Consider the following 16,089-nt stretch of genomic DNA (forward strand, 5'->3'; position numbering starts at 1 on the left):
CAGGCTTACCATCACCATCACCCCAAGCCGGGCAACCATTATTAGAAGCCGGCCCAGCAACAGCAGGACACTGATCCTTCAGGTCCGGAGTGCCGTCATTATCACCATCGGCGTTCGGATCACGCACCGTAATCGGAGCAAGGAGAATCTTCTCGCCTGTTGGGGTGGTCATCTTGACCGGGATGAGGTACTCACCCGGCTCAGCTTCGCCCTTCTTCGGCGCAAGCGAAATAGTTCCATCCTCATTAACCGTCGCCCAGGGCTGCAAGCCAACCTTCACCTTGTTTTGGTCGACGTCAGCAAGCAGTTCCGCGGGGATCTTTGCGTTGTCATCAAGCGGAGCATACGACGCGCCGCGCGGCTTGGTCCCGTTCTCCTTATGGAGGGGCGAAGCAACAGTCTCGGTCGTGTCAAGGTCGACCAAAGTGTGCTTGTACTCCGGGGTGGGCTTCGCAGCAAACGCATCCTTGGCTAGCGCAGTATCGCGCGAGCCTTCAGGATAGATCGTCGCTGTATAGATCTCATCATGGTCAAGATCAGCCGGAACCGTGAGAGGACATGAGTCCACGACTCCCAGGTTTGAAGATGTGGAGATGCACTTATGTACCTCGTTACCTTCAGAATCCGTCCACACAATTTCGTGGCTACTCGAAGGCACAAAACCGGTTGCCTCAGTCTGGACAGTCACGCCAGGAGCCGCAGGCTTCGTGGTCTGGTTGTATTCCAGAACCTGGAAATCACGATCCTCCATGCGGAGGGCGAAATCCTGGTCGATGATATTACTCTGAGCGGCATCAGTGGCGTAGTCAGCAACCTCAGCACCGTACTGATAGAGGTTATCCGGGAAGTTATCGAGAGCACCACCAACGCCTTCAGGCAAGACGGGTGCTACATACATGTATTCGACGTTGATATGCCGCGAGCTCATGTTGCCCTTGGCCCACCAGCCTTGACCTTCCGGAACCGGATCCCCATGCTTACCCGCATTGACAATTCCCTTGCGGTAGTAGGTGTCACCCCACAGGCCCTGGAATTGAATATGGTAACGACCCTGAGCATCGGTCATAGCATAAACGGTTTCAGCGAAAGCGCTCTTACCAGTTTCTTGCTCGTACTTGGCCATAATCTCCCGCTGCGCAGCTTTAAACCGGTCACGGGTATAGCCGTTGTTGTTCTTCTTCCACTCGTCAAAGCGATTCGCGACCTCGTCCTGAACGTAGGTACCAACCACTTTAACATTGGGAACAGCGATATCACCTAGGCTGTCCTGGAACATGCGGACCGCTGCGGGTGCGCCAAAGAGGTTTCTTTGGTCATAGAAGACACGCCCCTTGACATAGCCGCCGCCTTGTCGATTTTTGCTTTCCTTCCAGGTATCTTCCGCCGGGAACATCTCGCTAATTTGCGGCCGTTCCTGGTAAGAAATATTGAAGTTTTCCGCAGCGGACTGGGGCATAGCATTCCACGTCCCCACGTAACGTTGCGTCATTCCGTTGGTCACGAAGACGCCGTCGGACTCCACAAACGAGTTCACATACTTCGCTTTATCGGGGTTATCCGACCAAATGCGCAAGCCCTGACCAACCTGAGCTTTCCACTCATGCTCAATCCCAAGGGCATCCGTCCATTTAGGAAGCTTGATCGAGTACTTGCCATCGGCCTTTGTTTCGGTCCAATAAACCGGTGAGACAGCACCCTTCAGCTTTTTATTCTTAAAGTCAACCCACTGGGCGTATACCTTGACGCCGGCTAATCCTTCGTCATTGCCGTCAAAAACTGCGACATTTCCGCCTCGGTCAAAGAAAACCCGGCCGTACACCGAACTTTGAATTTCACCAAGAACGCCATCTGATCGCTCTAGTTCATAAGCATGTGCAGAAGGAGCACTGAACGTTGGGGCGAGGCTCAGGCTGAGAGCTGCAGCCGTGATACCGGCCCACAACTTCTTGCGGAGAGTACCCCCCCCCCCGCGTTCGCGTGCCAGCCGGAGCGAAAATGCCGGGTGCCGAATTAGGCGCCCCCGTGTAGTGAGACATCTTTTCTCCATTGGTAGATAATCGGATGACTTGCGGGTGCGCATATCGCCACTTAGGTGAATTTTGTGAAAGAGATGCGCCTGAGCATCACCAAAACACAATAAGTAACGCGCCACACCAGCTAAATCATTCAGAATCGTAACATAACTATAAATTGCAAATTCGCGCTTTAATAACATTTTATTAATCGCACGATTACGATTCTGACCTGGTGTTTCGCATTTAAACACCCCCCCCCCGCAGGGGACTTTCTACCTATTTGGCAGGTTTTGCTAAGAAATCTCCCAGGAAAATGTGAAGTAAATAACTGGAATTCCGGTCACACCACCAGACCGCTGTCGTCTTAAATTGAATTTCCAGCTCCAACTACCACTTCACTAAATATGCAGTGTTAATAATATTTCTATTAATGATGGATTGCGGTCTGTTTTCGTGTGCACATTATTATTTACTCCCGCATCTGAGCACAAACTCCGCGCACTTCCTCCAAAAATGCTAGTTCCACTCGCGTGAGCGCACGGCTCGGATCCCAGACCAGACTCGTGGCAGAACGCCTTGCCGGAGCCAGCGGAACGAATACCAGTCCAAGAGGCGAGCACCGCCCAGCCGAGCAATCGTTGATGATCGCGTACCCCACCCCAGCATCAACCAATTGCGGCGCATGATAAACCACGTCATAAATAACCTGGCATTGATCACCGTGATCGTCTAGCCACCGCTCCAACTGGCGATGCCCCACGCTATCATCCGGACAAATAAGAGGAAGACCTTCTAGATCGTCCACACTCACACTTTCCTTCGCGGCAAGAGAAGAAGCCGCAGGAACTAAAATCCCCCACCGATCTTGCGTTGGCAAGGACAGACGCTCATACCCCGCCAAATCCCAAGAATCCGGCGCAATGGCAAAAGATAGTGCGTTACTCGCAAGCCTTTCCAGAATGGTCTCTCTACGTATCCGACGCAGTGTTACGCCAACTCCAGGATGCTTATCCCGCACACGTTTAATGGCCCGAGCAACATCGATGACAGCGGCGCTTTCAACAGTACCCACAACCACGTGTCCACCAATATCGCCGTGCAGCATACTGAACTCTTCGACCGTACGCCGCGAGAGACTGAGAATCTCCCGGGCCCTGCCAGCAAATAGGACGCCGACAGGAGTAAGCCGAACCCCACGTCCAGATCGATCAAGAAGTTCTTGGCCTAAGGTCTTTTCCAATTCGCGAATTTGCTTGGTCACCGATGGCTGGCTGCAGTTCAGCTCAACCGCAGCTTCTTTGATCGATCCAACCCTTGCGACCACTACAAAGGCCTCCAGATGCTGCAGCTTCACCACGCCCCCATAAAGATATGCATATCTTGACTTTCGTTAGTTTACTTATACCACGCAATTTCGCGAAATTCGCACCGCAGAACCTGCTACCTTGAATAGATTCTCACGCACATGCACCATCCGCACCTAAGAGACAACGATCACACTTGCATTCATGCCGCAAAGCCCGTATAGTAGAACAGTCGCCGCGGGGTGGAGCAGTTCGGTAGCTCGCCGGGCTCATAACCCGGAGGTCAGAGGTTCAAATCCTCTCCCCGCCACTGACGAAAGGTCCTGCCTCTCTTCGGAGGCACGGGACCTTTTTTCTTGCTCCTGCTCCACAACAGAGTCCGGGAGTAACGCCGAGATCGGAACATTTAGGAATGCGGCGGTCGCGACCAGATCCTGAACAGACCACGGAGTTTTCCCCAAGGTTTTCCGCGAAACGCTTGCCTTTGTCAAACCTAGCCATTCCGCTAAATCCATCTGCTGCTTCCCTCGGCGGCGAAGCCAAAGGACAACATTAACACCAACAGCCTCATCACTCGTGAGGTTCAATTTCTCCATAGCAATCGACATGCACTAAACGTAACACCTGGTTACACCGCGCGCAACTCGACACTATTGACACGACTCGGCAAGTTACGTATCGTGTAACTCGGATAGTTACACATAACTAAGGGAATGGCATGTCGAAACAGATTCTAACGACTAGGGAGGTAGCCTCCTTGATGGGCGTCAGCAGAACCACCGTTACCCGCTGGTGCTCCGAGAACGACATCCGTGCCGTGAGACTCCCGTCTGGGCAGTGGCGCATCCCCAGGTCAGAGGTTGATCGTATTCTTGCGCCGGTTGCGGAGAATGCTTCGCCGACGGCGACGAGTGAGGTCTGTGCGGAGGTTCCTGGCCAGTTAGAAATTTTCGGGTAGGCACCCTATGGACACGATGGACGAGCTGGGGCAGTCGGTTGTTATCCAGTGCTGGAATTTGCATATTCCCAATGAGGGTGTGTACTCACCAGAACTGGGTGCGCGGGTTTGTCACCCGTGGGTGTATGTCGCTTTCGACGTGGACGGGATACCCGAAGAACACTTCGATAAAGCCTGCCGGGTGATTGAGCATTTCAAGGTGCGCGTGGAGGGTGGAGAGATTCGCTTGGGCTATGACCTGGACACGCTTCCCGAGGAACTGTGGGGTTGGTGTTTGCCGTGGCTGGTGTGTGGCCTGGCTTACCGCACGACCCCGGCTTTCGGCCCCAACGCTAGTGAGGGCGAGGACGTGTATGTTTCCCACTCTCAGATTGACCCGCTTGTGGGGCTTATTGCCGCGAACTATACAGACACCTGTATTGGTACGTGGCTGGGAGGGGAGTGCCTGAAGGTCGCGGCTTTCACTTCACCGGGCACGCTTACCCAAGCATCGGTTTTCCCGCCCGCGTCCTCGCAGATCTCTGCGGGGGATCTCAGTGAGTGGCTGGAGATCATCCCATGGTAAGAACACTACAAGCGCCGGCTGCGCCCGAATCTCTTTTTGCTGGCGCGCAGGTACTCAATGTCGTCAACCCGGATAAGCGTTCCAGAGCCGCCCTTCTTTTCTCGGGGTGTTCCGATGACAGCAACTGCGCGGTTCTTATAGCTTTTGACCGCTTCTATGGACGTGTAGATCTCTGCACTGAGGAATATCGTGAATCCGTTACGGAAATTCAAGAACGCCTTCCCGTAGTCGGCTTCACGCACGTTTGTGACGACTCCGTAGTAAATACCGAGTTTCCCTGGTTCGGGAGCTTGGGTGGCGCAGTTATGCACACACTCGGCGACGGTTCCTTTGATAAGGCCCTCGTCAAGCAACACGTTAACCTGTGCGTCCTGGTGCTGGTCAAGGATTCCCTCGACGGCCAGGGTCAAGAGATTTTTCAGGCACCCTACTTGTCGTTTTCGCCCTTTACCATCCCTAGCTGTTTGGCGTCCGCGCTTCTTGCCTTGAGAGTCCACAGCCGTAATATCATCGCTACCATCTTTGCCGGTAGCACCGCCATCCGTATCGGCCTCGCGTCTAAGGTCAATTGCGATATTGATGTCCTGAGCGTTTTTATATCGTTTGACGACCCTTTCCTCGTTCTCGTCTTCTGGCTTTTTATAGGTGGGGCTTTTCGAGGATTTATTGCAATAGTCGATGTGTCGCTTTCCGCGCCAGTGCGGAGTGTTACCCCACCCGCCAATATCGGCATCCTCGGTATTGATGGCAATAACCCCGCTAGAGCAAAGATTTCCGCGAAGATCGCGCCCACCGCAGATCATGTCGGTGTCTGCCAGGCCTCTTTCTTTGAATTCTTGGACCGTGAGGTATTCTTCTCCGTCTTTGCGGCGAGCAGTTCGCATATGTTCTTCCCTTCCATCTCCGTTGATAGGCTTGTGGTTATTTCTATTATGCGTGAGTTGGTGGGTGGGCGCGCTTCCCATTGGCGCGCGGGTCGGCTGGCCCTTTCTACTCCTAGAGAGCCAGCCGACCCTATATTCCTCAGCCGGGTTGGCTACGCGGCCGTTTCTTGGGTGTCGCCGTCACTATGTGCGGTGTCCCGGACGGATCGCGGTTCTGCCACATTCCTACTGTTGGTGATGAATACCGGGCCATTAATAATGATGTGCTCGGCGTTGATAACCACGCCGGGACTGGCTACGCCTGGCGTGCTTGGCATGTCCGGCATGCGTGGCGTCTGCGATGTGCTCGGTGTGGCGGGTGTGGGTTTTGGTCCGTATCCCCACAAGGTGAGGGTTGCGGTCCAGGCGGACATGGCGTTACTAACCGCGCTAACAAACAGGAAAATAGCTTCCATAATCTCCCCTTTCGGGATTGTTGGTAGGAGCACGGGCGGGATTGCTCGCACTCGGAGGGAAACGGTCTGCGTTTTTGTTTCCCTCTACTTAACTAGTGCGGCTAACACACACATTTTGTGTGTGGGTTCTTCTCGTGTTTTGGTGAAGAAAGGGAGGCATCACTGGCAACGGTGGTGTAGCTCGCCGTGTTTTCCACTGCGGCGGGCGGGCCGGCTGGCTCTTCGGAGTCCTGGAGAGCCAGCCGACCCTAGTCTTGCCGCTATGCCCGACTACCTCGATGTTTTAGGAGCGTGGTCTTCGTCGTCCGGGGCAGCATCCCGGATGGGCTGTGTCTCGTCCGCGTTCGGGTTATTGGTGATGAATACCGGGCCATTAATAATGATGTTCTCGGTGTTGATGACCACGCCGGGACTGGATACGCCTGGCACGCTCAACGTGGGAGGTGCCGGTGTGGTGGGTGTGGGGTTGGAACCATACCTCAATAAGGTGAGGGCTGCCACGCAGCCGGACATAAGACTGCCAATAGCGTCAATAAGCATGCAAACGGTTTCCATAGTCTCCCCTTTCGGGATCTCTGAGGGAAACACGGGCGGGTTCGCCCATGCTGGGAGGGAAAGGGTTTCGGTTTTTCCCTCCCGGTTAGTTGGTGTGCGCTGCACACTCACTCCGTGTGCGATTCGCTCTCGTGTTTTGGTGAAGAAAGGGAGGCGCCACCGTCATTGGTGGTGTGGCTCGCCGCGTTTTCCACTGCGGCGGGCGGGCAAGGGGTGGGCTGCCACGAACACCCTTGTTTGTGGCAGCCGACCTCGGCCCTATTACGGCGGCCCGCGCTTCGTGCGCCGCAGGGAGGTGGCAGTATGAGCGATACGGGTTTGTTTTTCTCTGTCCGGTCTTATCCCGTGCTTCTTGAACGCGATGTCGTTCTTGACCCTGATCTTTCGTATGAGGCACTTGGCGTGTGGGTGGCGATGCTGGCCATGCCCAAAAACGCTGAGCGGACAGTGAGCGCCCTGACCGGGCGTGGGTTTGGGCGCGACCGCGTTACCCGCGCGATAAGCGAGCTTGAACGCTACGGGCTGTTTTACCGGTGGGAGCGCCGCTTGCCTGAGGGCCACGGGTTGCTCACGCAAGTGTTCGAGCACCCGGTCTCGCCTTTGACTGCGTTTCGGTGCCTACCACTCAAGATTCGCCCGTTTGTCACCGAATGCCTATCGGTTCCGGGCGTGGATGTTAGTGAGTTGCGGGCAAGCCTGGCCGCCACACACACGCCCGGCGTGACTAATAGGCCAGCCACTGGTGATAGCAATGTGGGGGTGTGTCATGGGTGAATACTTTGCAGTGCGGCGGGGCGCTACGGCGCTACCAAACTCCATGATCTTCAACCGCGCCCTCACTTATGACGCGTTGGCATTGGCCACCGTGTCGCTCTCGTTACCGCCGAATGCTCCTGTGGGTTATCGCGATCTCATGGGCCGGGATATGGGCGAACACAGGGCACGTAAAGCCCTCGCGCTCCTAGAAGAGCAGCATTATCGTTTCCGGTTCCGCACCCGTGCGTCGGGGCAGATCCGCGAGTTGGTGGTCATGTTTGATACGCCTGTGTCCGTGGGTGAGGCGCTTTGTGAGATTCAGGGGCGGATGGAGAGCGGAGCGATCACCGCCCGCCAGGTAGTTGCCTGTCCGAGCCACCCGGGCGAGTTCACACGCAGCGCACCGGCCGGCGAGTTCGGCATGGAAGATGAGGTGCGCCTTGACGAGGCACCAGCCATGCCGGCAGCGTCTTCCGTCCCAACGGGAGGCGCGGGCGAGGGCGCGGAGCCAATCATTACAGCTGTACCCCTTGTGGATAACCCTGAAACAGCCGCCGCTAGGCCTGTGGATAACTGTGAAACGCCCGGTTCAAACTGTCCGGCAGTTTCAAATTTCGGGAGTGACCCGGGTAACGAAAACGAGGGTGATTTTCACCGTGCCTGGAAAACCTCGGCACGGTGGGAACCGCGAGATTCCGCGGTAGTTGAACCCGGTAGTGAGTTATCCACAGGTTCTCACCGTGCGGGGATTACCGGAGCACGGTGGACCGCAGCACGGTCAGCCGCGGCGCATCTCTCTAAAGAGAGATCCAATAATTCCTCACTACGTTCGGAATTAACCAACCAACCAACGCAGCCCGCGGTTTTTGTGTCGCAGGGGTCTGGCATCGTGGTTGGTGTGGAAGATGATTCCCAGGTCGAACATCCCGAGCAGGATGCGGGTGGGGGTGTCCCTGGCGGGACTACCCCACATCCCGCGCCGGCCGTGGTACCTCCGGCGCGCTGTGAGCCTGTCCCGGCCATTGAGGGCCAAGCTCGGCGCGAGCCAACGCCGAGCGGTTCGGGTCGGCCGGATGCCGGGCAGACACCGCCGGGTAGCGGGCAATCGCCGAGCACTGCGCAACCGTCAAGTACTGCGCAGCCGCCAGGCTCGCGGCAGGAGTGGGCAGCGAGCTTGATCGGTGAGTGCGTGCCTCGTGACCTGGTGCGTTTCTTGGCACCGTCCCGGTTTGTGGCGGTTGCCCGGGATTTGCAGGCCGCGCTCAATGCAGGCTGGCAGCGCGCGGAGATTCGCGCCCAGCTAGCCGGCAACGCTTTGGGCGATGCTCACAATCCGGGTGGGGTCATCGCGCATCGCATCCGCGATATTGCGCTGGCTAGGCCGCCGCGCCCGCCGAAGCCGCGTAGTGCGGTGGTGGTGGATACCAGGCCGGATCCGGGTGAGGTGTGTGGAATGCCTGAGGGGCTGCGGGCGAGGGTTTCCCGCTCTCGCTCGCCTGCCCCGCAGCCGGCCTCGACTGGGCCGCCGGGTGAGGCCGGTGTGGTGCGGTGTAGGGGTTCTGGCAAGGCCTGATGGCGGGTTAGGCTGAAGAAAAGACAACCGCAGATTTTTGAGAGTTTTTAGCGAAAGGAAGGGCGAGCCATGGGCGAGCAAACAACCACGGTTGACGAAACGGCTACTGCCGTGGCTGGCGACGAGGCAGTCGGCGTCGCTGGCGAGACTGCTACCGGGCAAAGCCGGCGTAGGCGTGTGTGGCTGTGGCCGAGCGTGGCTATCGTGGCCGCGGCCTTGGCCGGCGCTGGTGTATATCTGGCGCAGCGTTCAAGTGGCACCGGTGAGGCCCGGGCGGCTTACAGCGAGGCCGTGACGGTCAACGAGCAAGCCCGCACCGCGCTGCAAGCCGCGGCCGATGGTGTTGGTTTCACGGCCGAGCAATGCGAGGCGGATGGCGGCGCGCCCGCGGACTGCCAGGCACTCTTCCGGGCTGTGGAAGCGGCGCGTGCTGGGCTGGCTGAGCCTTTCGAGGCTGCGGATGCTAAGGGTTTGGATGCTGATTCGGCGCGGTCCCAAGCGGAGAACCTGCGGGCTAAGGCCGCGGATTTTGAGACGCAGGCGGCTCAGATCAAGGACGCGACCGGGAAGCTCAACGGGCAGTTTGAGGCAGCGACCGCGAGCTACCTGAATGGCGACGCGGCGAGTTTCGCGGCGTCGTGCGAGACCGCAACGGCTAATGCCCGCGTGGTTGAGGGTCTGGCCGGCGAAGCTGACACCCTGAGCGCGGACTGCAAGGCTCTCGCGGCTTCCGGGAAGGGCGTGCGGTTGTCTGTTCTCAAGGAGAAGGCCGCGGCTCTCCAGGGCCGGGTCGATGCGTTGAATGGGAAGGTGGCGGCCGCGCAGGCTCCGGCACCGTCCGCGCCGGCAGCCGTGTCTGGTGGTGGTTCGGAAGCCTTGAGCGACTACTCAGATTCGGGGTATTCCGCAACGGAAAACGGCGGGTCTTCGTCGTGGTCGGATGACTCCTATGAGGCACCCGCAGCACCCGCCCCTGCCCTAGCTCCTGAGCCTGCTCCGGCGGACAACGGCGGATGGGTAGACACCTCGACCGGAGGGAATTTCTGCGCGGGAACAGACTCCAATGGCAATAGCTGGACTTACGAATGCCCCTAGAACGACAGGGGTCGCGATCCTAACGGAGGTGACACCACTCTAAAAGAACTTTATTAGCAGGTTGGGGAACAGCTGCAACTGTTCCCCAACCCTAGGAAGTCAAGATAAGCCCCGCTAATGGGGCTGTGTAGGTACTCAACATTCCATAAGGACAATTATGTCGAAAAACACGTGCATTAGGCACAAAAGCCGCTCTGTCGGCACGTTAACCGCACTCCTCGCAGCATTCGCACTCATATTTTCCAGTCTGCTTGGCGGTAACGCCATGGCTGCTTACGATTCCACGGTTGGGCGCGGCATTGACCTCATCGGTATCAATGCCGCGGGTGCTTTGCGGCTTGGCCCGCATATCAACCAGACACCGCAAATCGGTGGGACGGCTATTGATGCATCTCCTCAATGGTGTATTGATGGGAAGAAGGCCGACCCAGGCCCGGGAGACCTGACCTCAATCGCGACCCTGACTGACTCGGCGCAGCATATTCCCGAGTTGGCTTTGACGACACCGCAGGCCGCGTGGCTCCTCAACCGGTACCAGGGCAATACGGGCGATGATACGAATCTCGCGGCGTTGAGCTTGCTCATGCATGCGAACTTCGAGAACAGCGCAGCGGTAGCTATCGAGATCGCCGGGGCCACGCAAACCCAACAGCCGGATGTGTGGGCACGAGCTTTGCAATACGTTGCCGAAGCCCGCAATAGTGCAGCAGTCGGCTACGAATCCGGCCACGTAGAGGGCGAGAGCCAGCGCGAGGGCAAGCTATTCAACATCGGTATTCATCCTGATAACGCTGATTTTTGGGTTCCCAATATTCCCGTAAAAATTACGCTCACAGGGCCTGCCGTTTTCAAGGAGACCGGCAGCACAGTATGGGAGGGCGTTACACAAGATCACCCCATCACACTCGAATGGAAAGCCAGCGGTAATGGTGTTGTTCAAGCGGATTACGCTTACAAAACCAAGTTCCGCACGACTCTCACAAAGTATGGCTCGGACGGGAGCGTCCAGGACATGATTACCTACGGCAACCGTCCGGCGAACGATCCTGAGACCATCACAGGGCCGGGGCCGTCGTGGCGTGTGATTTTTGATTTCCAACCCACCGGCACCAGCCAAGCCACCAGCCAGGAGATCAACCTCGACGGATCGATCACCGACACCCTGACGACCTCGGTCGATAAATCCTACGGTGACGGTAAGTGGACGCAGGTGAACGGTGCTCCCGTGCCCGTGGTTTATACCGCGACCGCGTACTGGGCGGGCCGCACCAAGCCCGCAACCGCGGGTACTGTCCCGGCGGGTGCCGAGGTTCTCGGCAGCGTCGATGTCACCGCCAGCGGTGAGGGTCAGAAGCTCGAAGCTAAGCTCACCACCCCGAAGCGCGGGTATGTCACCTGGGTTTGGAGCGTCGATAAGGCCAAGCAGGGCGCGAACAGCCAATACATCCACCAGAACTGGAGTGACTCGTTCGGTCTCGATAACGAAACCACGTCGGAGAATTTCGACTTCCGCCCCGTGGGTGTCTCGCATGTTGCTGACGCGAAGGTGATCGACAAGGGAGCCATCCTCTCCGATACTTTCGAGGCTAAGGCCGACCCGCAGTATCGGGATGGTGAATGGACACGCATCGTGCCCGCGAACGGTTCGTTTGATGAGGGCACTTTCGTGCCGGTGACCTACCGGGCGAGCGCGTATTACGTCTCGCCGACCGAACTGCCCGCCACCGCAGATGCGGTTCCGGCATCGGCGGAGTTGATTGAGTCCGTGACCGTTGTAGCGAACGGCCCCGGCGAGCTTAAGGCCACGCTCTCGCAGCCGACGAGCAAGGCCGGGTTCGTCACGTGGGTCTGGGAAGTAAAGGCTGAAGACCAGCCCGCGGATAGCGCGAAGTGGATTAAGGCCGGGTGGGCCGACCAGTTCGGCCTCCCGGACGAAACCACGAGCGTGCGTTACCCGGCACAGATCGACTCCACGCTCTCGATTCGCGACACCAAGTCGGGTACCTATTTGGTCGATGACGTGTTCGTGACGGGCCTGCCGAAGAATCACCCGGATTTCGCGGGTGGTATGGGATTCAAGCCCGACACCGCAACTATTGAGCATGAGGTGTTGTTCTTCCCCCACGGGCTAGAGGTGACTGAAGCGAACCGCGCCAAGGCGGAGAAGATTGGCGAGACCGTGAGTATTCCTGCGAAGAACGGGTTCTATCCGAGCGTGGGTGACACGTCGTGGCTGGTGAAGCAAGACGCGAGCGGTAAGAACCTACCCGGCACGTATGTTTTCGTCAGCTCGTTTGCGGGTGATGATCGCGTCCAGCCCCTGGTGACCTCGGTGGAGGACGTGACCGAGCAGTTCACCATCACGCCTGAACCGTCGATTCACACGACCTTGACCCACGAGAATACGCATGTCGCGCCGAACGTGGAGAAGGTGGAGCTGGTCGATACCGTTTCTTATCAGAACCTGAAGCCTGGTAAGGAATACCAGCTTGAGGGTGTTTTGATGGATAAGGCGACCGGCAAGCCACTCATGGACACGAATGGCGACAAGGTGACTTCTCAGGCGACTTTTGTGCCGGAGACACCGAATGGCACCGCCACCGTGAAGTTCGTGGTGGACGGGTCGTTGTTTGCAGGTAAGCAGACCGTGGCTTTCGAGCGCCTGACGCAAGACGGCCGCGAAATCGCCGTACACGCCGACATCAATGACCAGAATCAGACGGTGAGTTTCTCGAAGCTTCAAACCACGGCGACCGACAAGACCGACGGCGATAAAGTGATCGCGCCGGTGCCGAATGCGGTGATCACCGACCGGGTGTGCGATGTTGCCGGCACGCTCGTGCCGGGCACAGAGTATGAAGTCACTGCGGCTCTCATGCTGGATAACGGCGACGCGCTGCTTGACGCGAACGGCAAGCCCGTGACGGTCACCTCGAAGTTCATTCCGGCGGCCGCGAACGACTGCGCGAGCATTGACATCAGTTTCGATGCGAGCAAGCTGGCGGGTAAGCGCGTCGTCGTTTTCGAGACCGTCCAACAAGACGGCCGCACCGTCTCGGTTCACCATGACCTGAAGGACTCCGAGCAGACCGTGTCGGTGGAGATTCCCGGCGATGGGGATAACGACAAGTCGAAGCGGCGGCTAACCCGTACCGGGGCAAGCATCCTCGGCGGCGGCGTGCTAGCGCTTGGGTTTATCGGTGTTGGCGCGGCTGCTGTGCTGCGTCGTCGTAACAACTAACCAAAAAATCCCTCCTACATATAGGTAGGTAGGTGAGTGGTGTGCCCGCACTCTGTTGTGGGTGCGGGCACACCCTCCCCCGTCCTCGGTGGGGTGACCACACTATTCTTTCCCTTTCTTTTCTTTATCTTTTTCTTCCTTTTTATTAACCCTGTGTATCCGTGTGAGGAGGTGGCGCTGGTGGGTGAGCGGCTTGGCGTGTGGGCACTTGAGCAAGGCGGACGCACCACCGCAAATGCTCTCGCCCTCCTCGGCATTGTGGCGTTGTTTGCTGATCCGGCTGGGGTATGTATCCTGACGCCTACGGATTTACAGGCACGCGCAGGATTGAACAAATCCAGCTTTACGCAAGCATTGGCCGAGCTTATTGATGCGGGCCTGCTCGCGGTGCAAGAATCCACCACCGGCACTGCTTTTAGTGTTCTTGCGCCTCGCGAGTATTTAGACGATGCCACCGCGCCGGTCTCGGCTGCGGGTGAGTTAGAGCGTGGTTTGCGGATTATTTCGACAACACTGTCCACCACGGCCGCCAGCGACGCTGGCATGGCCGGCACTGCTGGCACTGCTGGCACTGCTGGCACTGCTGGCACTGCTGGCACTGCTGGCACTGCTGGCACTGCTGGCACTGACCACGCGCCTACCACGCCCGCGCATGTCAAGGTGGCGGATCCGCTTACGAATGACGGCTTGGCCATGGTTTTGAAGTATTTGGATGGGTGTGGTTGGGGTGATGAGGCTGTTGTGGAGCGCCTTTCGATGGCGATTAGGGTACGGGCGCGCTCTCGGCTGGCGGTTCTTGTTAGGCAGTACCCGTGGCTTGGTTTCGATGAAGTGGTAGGGGATCTCATCTCGCGGGTGTGGGAGGTTATGCGTACGCGTACGCGTGAGGTGGTGGGTGCGCGTTTTCGGTGGGCGTACGCGATCAGCCGGGCGGTACGGCAATTCTTGGAAGCCGATATGCCGGCCGAGCCGGTGGACTACCAGGGCACCAGTTTCGAGGAACAGGCAGGTGGGAGTGCTTCGGGTGGGGCAGATTACGAGCATGGGGATTCTCGGGTTTTGCTTGAGGACGCGGCGGGATGGAGTGCGGGCGCACAGTTCTTGGTCGGCGAGCTGGTGGCACGCGGTGTTGACCAGGGTGTCGCCTGGCATGGAATGCGGCGGATGCTTGAGCTTTCCGCACAGTGGGGTTTTCACACTCGGACGACGCACGCTCGGGAAGACCGCGAGTTGGCGCGTTTGGGGATTAGCAAAAACGCTATCGGGGCGTGGATGGGGCTTATTAACGGGTCACGCCGGGAAGGTGCGGAAGGTTCTTTTTTACTAGGGTTCGCGCGTGGGCGCCGCTCGTTCACGGAGAAGGAAGAGTTCCGGTTGAAGATCATTGTGGAAGGGTGTCCTTCTCAACTCTCCTCAGATTCTCCCGTATCGGGGGTGGTTTCGTGAATCTCCCATTCGCTGATAGAAGAGGTAGTGACCAGGCTGGTCGTCCATACGATGCCGGCTTTCTTTCTTGCTGCGGCTCGGGCTTCGTCCAGGCTCGTATACCAGGTGGCTTCCTGAACGAAGGGCGGGAGCCGGTCGCTAGTGACGGCGTAGATCGTTTCGATGGTGGTTTCGACCACGCGTGGCCATCCCATTTTTTCCTGACTCATGAGCATCCTCCTTTTCTTGATGCACTGCTCTTTTTTGCGGTGCTACTAACTAGGGGGCTTTGCACGCACACGACCAATGAGTTTTCCCAGGAGGTGGGCGCTGGTGCGTAAACACAAAACGAAACAACCCGCGCGGGCCGGGCTTGCCTTGCCCTGGGGCCAGCTCCCTGACCTGCCAGGCGAAGGCACTTTCCTGCCGTGTGTATGGACGGATCCGAGCACGGCGGTGTTTGCGGTGGGTGCGAGTGGTGGCGTGGGCACGACCACCATGGCTGCGTTGTGCGGGTTGGTTGACTTCGGGCGTGCGTGGCCGGTCTCGGCCCCGCAGGCGGCGCGGTGTGTGGTGGTTGCCCGCACCACCGCTACCAGCATGAATGCTGCGCGTGAGTGCGCCGCGGCGGTATTTGGTGGCCGCGTGAGCGGCGTCGAATGTGTCGGGCTTGTGCTTGTTGCTGATCAGCCCGGGCGCTTGCCGCGTGAGCTAGCCCGCCAGCGGGCTTTGACGGAGTCCGTGTTTCCGGCCTCCTGGCGACTCCCTTACAGCCAGGCGATAAGGCTCGGGCGAGAAGACCCGCAGCTCGCCGCACATAAGGCCATCCAAGAACTGCGCTCCCTGGCAAGCGCGGGCGAAGAACCAGAAGTTTTTATTGACAGTATCCCCGCCGCTGGTGGGGTGTCCCTAGGTATCTAAAGGAGAAAACATGTTTACACAACTATCGGCCCTGGAAGCCTACCTTCACGCGGCGCTTTTACCGCTTATTGAGGTGACACCGACCCAGCCCCCGGGAACGGAGAAAATCACGCAGATTCTCGGGTATGTGGCCTGGGGTGCAGGCGTTTTGTGTTTGCTCGGAATCTTTATTGTTGCGGGCAAGCTCGCCATCAACGCAAGGCATGGTGAGGGCCTTGAGGAAGCCAAGGGGCTGTTGTGGGTCTTGGCGGCGCTCGTGTTGATTGGTTCAGCCACCTCGCTTATCGGCGCGTTCATCACCCTATAAGCACCCACGAAGCCGAGACAAGGAAAAGATTGGAG

16 protein-coding genes and 1 tRNA gene are annotated in these 16,089 nt (G+C 58.1%); 10 read left to right on the top strand and 7 right to left on the bottom strand.

From position 1 onward, the window contains the following. Both ACRQEC_RS06025 and ACRQEC_RS06030 read right to left on the bottom strand, forming a co-directional pair. Positions 1-2,215 (bottom strand): hypothetical protein (locus tag ACRQEC_RS06025; RefSeq protein ID WP_435730302.1); only part of this gene is annotated, 2,215 nt, incomplete at its 3' end. A gap of 269 nt (positions 2,216-2,484) precedes the next feature. Continuing rightward, positions 2,485-3,369: a LysR family transcriptional regulator gene (locus ACRQEC_RS06030; protein WP_284904838.1), complete on the bottom strand. Its 885-nt coding sequence runs from the start codon at positions 3,367-3,369 to the stop codon at positions 2,485-2,487. A gap of 186 nt (positions 3,370-3,555) precedes the next feature. On the opposite strand from ACRQEC_RS06030, the gene ACRQEC_RS06035 reads away from it, so the two are divergent. After that, positions 3,556-3,629 (top strand) — tRNA-Met (locus ACRQEC_RS06035). Here ACRQEC_RS06035 and ACRQEC_RS06040 read toward each other — a convergent pair. Beyond that, positions 3,589-3,927 (bottom strand): helix-turn-helix domain-containing protein, encoded by a 339-nt coding sequence (locus tag ACRQEC_RS06040; RefSeq protein ID WP_369281070.1) that lies wholly within the window; start codon positions 3,925-3,927, stop codon positions 3,589-3,591. The genes ACRQEC_RS06035 and ACRQEC_RS06040 overlap by 41 nt on opposite strands. Before the next feature lie 110 nt (positions 3,928-4,037). On the opposite strand from ACRQEC_RS06040, the gene ACRQEC_RS06045 reads away from it, so the two are divergent. Together ACRQEC_RS06045 and ACRQEC_RS06050 are read left to right on the top strand one after the other, a co-directional pair. Beyond that, positions 4,038-4,277 (top strand): MerR family transcriptional regulator, encoded by a 240-nt coding sequence (locus ACRQEC_RS06045; protein ID WP_297556136.1) that lies wholly within the window; start codon positions 4,038-4,040, stop codon positions 4,275-4,277. 7 nt (positions 4,278-4,284) lie between these two features. Next, positions 4,285-4,842: a hypothetical protein gene (locus tag ACRQEC_RS06050; protein ID WP_284890613.1), complete on the top strand. Its 558-nt coding sequence runs from the start codon at positions 4,285-4,287 to the stop codon at positions 4,840-4,842. Positions 4,843-4,847: 5 nt separating this feature from the next. Here the strand turns inward: ACRQEC_RS06050 and ACRQEC_RS06055 are convergent, their stop codons facing one another. From ACRQEC_RS06055 to ACRQEC_RS06065, 3 genes are all read right to left on the bottom strand, one after another. Beyond that, entirely contained in the window at positions 4,848-5,726 is an 879-nt protein-coding gene (locus ACRQEC_RS06055; RefSeq protein ID WP_284890615.1) for a hypothetical protein, read from the bottom strand. A gap of 152 nt (positions 5,727-5,878) precedes the next feature. Beyond that, positions 5,879-6,181, bottom strand: a complete 303-nt coding sequence (locus tag ACRQEC_RS06060) for a hypothetical protein (protein ID WP_284890617.1) — start codon at positions 6,179-6,181, stop codon at positions 5,879-5,881. Positions 6,182-6,451: 270 nt separating this feature from the next. Next, positions 6,452-6,736 (bottom strand): hypothetical protein, encoded by a 285-nt coding sequence (locus tag ACRQEC_RS06065; protein WP_284890619.1) that lies wholly within the window; start codon positions 6,734-6,736, stop codon positions 6,452-6,454. A 303-nt stretch (positions 6,737-7,039) separates the two neighbouring features. Here ACRQEC_RS06065 and ACRQEC_RS06070 point away from each other — a divergent pair, with 303 nt between their 5' ends. The 5 genes from ACRQEC_RS06070 (at position 7,040) to ACRQEC_RS06090 (ending at position 14,847) form a co-directional block, all read left to right on the top strand. Next, positions 7,040-7,510, top strand: a complete 471-nt coding sequence (locus ACRQEC_RS06070) for a hypothetical protein (RefSeq protein ID WP_284890620.1) — start codon at positions 7,040-7,042, stop codon at positions 7,508-7,510. A gap of 1,171 nt (positions 7,511-8,681) precedes the next feature. Next, the gene (locus ACRQEC_RS06075) at positions 8,682-9,065 is read left to right on the top strand and encodes a hypothetical protein (protein ID WP_320756976.1); all 384 of its coding nucleotides are present in this window, start codon (positions 8,682-8,684) and stop codon (positions 9,063-9,065) included. Positions 9,066-9,134: 69 nt separating this feature from the next. Continuing rightward, complete coding sequence (locus tag ACRQEC_RS06080; RefSeq protein ID WP_284890622.1) at positions 9,135-10,160, top strand: hypothetical protein; 1,026 nt, start codon at positions 9,135-9,137, stop codon at positions 10,158-10,160. A 265-nt stretch (positions 10,161-10,425) separates the two neighbouring features. Beyond that, on the top strand, positions 10,426-13,401 hold the full coding sequence (locus ACRQEC_RS06085) for a VaFE repeat-containing surface-anchored protein (protein WP_284890623.1): 2,976 nt from the start codon (positions 10,426-10,428) through the stop codon (positions 13,399-13,401). A gap of 153 nt (positions 13,402-13,554) precedes the next feature. Next, positions 13,555-14,847 (top strand): hypothetical protein, encoded by a 1,293-nt coding sequence (locus tag ACRQEC_RS06090; protein ID WP_435731879.1) that lies wholly within the window; start codon positions 13,555-13,557, stop codon positions 14,845-14,847. On the opposite strand, the gene ACRQEC_RS06095 is transcribed toward ACRQEC_RS06090, so the two are convergent. Beyond that, positions 14,805-15,056 (bottom strand): hypothetical protein, encoded by a 252-nt coding sequence (locus ACRQEC_RS06095; protein ID WP_284890216.1) that lies wholly within the window; start codon positions 15,054-15,056, stop codon positions 14,805-14,807. The two genes, ACRQEC_RS06090 and ACRQEC_RS06095, sit on opposite strands and share 43 nt — an antisense overlap. 103 nt (positions 15,057-15,159) lie before the next feature. Here ACRQEC_RS06095 and ACRQEC_RS06100 point away from each other — a divergent pair, with 103 nt between their 5' ends. Continuing rightward, positions 15,160-15,747: a DUF6668 family protein gene (locus tag ACRQEC_RS06100; RefSeq protein ID WP_284890217.1), complete on the top strand. Its 588-nt coding sequence runs from the start codon at positions 15,160-15,162 to the stop codon at positions 15,745-15,747. 10 nt (positions 15,748-15,757) lie between these two features. After that, a complete protein-coding gene (locus ACRQEC_RS06105; protein ID WP_274733723.1) occupies positions 15,758-16,054 on the top strand; it encodes a hypothetical protein in 297 nt (98 codons plus the stop codon). The last annotated feature ends 35 nt before the right edge of the window (positions 16,055-16,089 follow it).

The organism is Actinotignum saccati (assembly GCF_051265055.1).
In the GTDB taxonomy this organism is placed as follows: domain Bacteria; phylum Actinomycetota; class Actinomycetes; order Actinomycetales; family Actinomycetaceae; genus Actinotignum.

Coding starts and splice junctions, on each gene's coding strand:
- ACRQEC_RS06070 (WP_284890620.1), top strand. CDS start 7,040: ATGAGCGATACGGGTTTGTTTTTCTCTGTCCGGTCTTATCCCGTGCTT.
- ACRQEC_RS06050 (WP_284890613.1), top strand. CDS start 4,285: ATGGACACGATGGACGAGCTGGGGCAGTCGGTTGTTATCCAGTGCTGG.
- ACRQEC_RS06045 (WP_297556136.1), top strand. CDS start 4,038: ATGTCGAAACAGATTCTAACGACTAGGGAGGTAGCCTCCTTGATGGGC.
- ACRQEC_RS06065 (WP_284890619.1), bottom strand. CDS start 6,736: ATGGAAACCGTTTGCATGCTTATTGACGCTATTGGCAGTCTTATGTCC.
- ACRQEC_RS06105 (WP_274733723.1), top strand. CDS start 15,758: ATGTTTACACAACTATCGGCCCTGGAAGCCTACCTTCACGCGGCGCTT.
- ACRQEC_RS06095 (WP_284890216.1), bottom strand. CDS start 15,056: ATGAGTCAGGAAAAAATGGGATGGCCACGCGTGGTCGAAACCACCATC.
- ACRQEC_RS06080 (WP_284890622.1), top strand. CDS start 9,135: ATGGGCGAGCAAACAACCACGGTTGACGAAACGGCTACTGCCGTGGCT.
- ACRQEC_RS06055 (WP_284890615.1), bottom strand. CDS start 5,726: ATGCGAACTGCTCGCCGCAAAGACGGAGAAGAATACCTCACGGTCCAA.
- ACRQEC_RS06085 (WP_284890623.1), top strand. CDS start 10,426: ATGGCTGCTTACGATTCCACGGTTGGGCGCGGCATTGACCTCATCGGT.
- ACRQEC_RS06060 (WP_284890617.1), bottom strand. CDS start 6,181: ATGGAAGCTATTTTCCTGTTTGTTAGCGCGGTTAGTAACGCCATGTCC.
- ACRQEC_RS06040 (WP_369281070.1), bottom strand. CDS start 3,927: ATGTCGATTGCTATGGAGAAATTGAACCTCACGAGTGATGAGGCTGTT.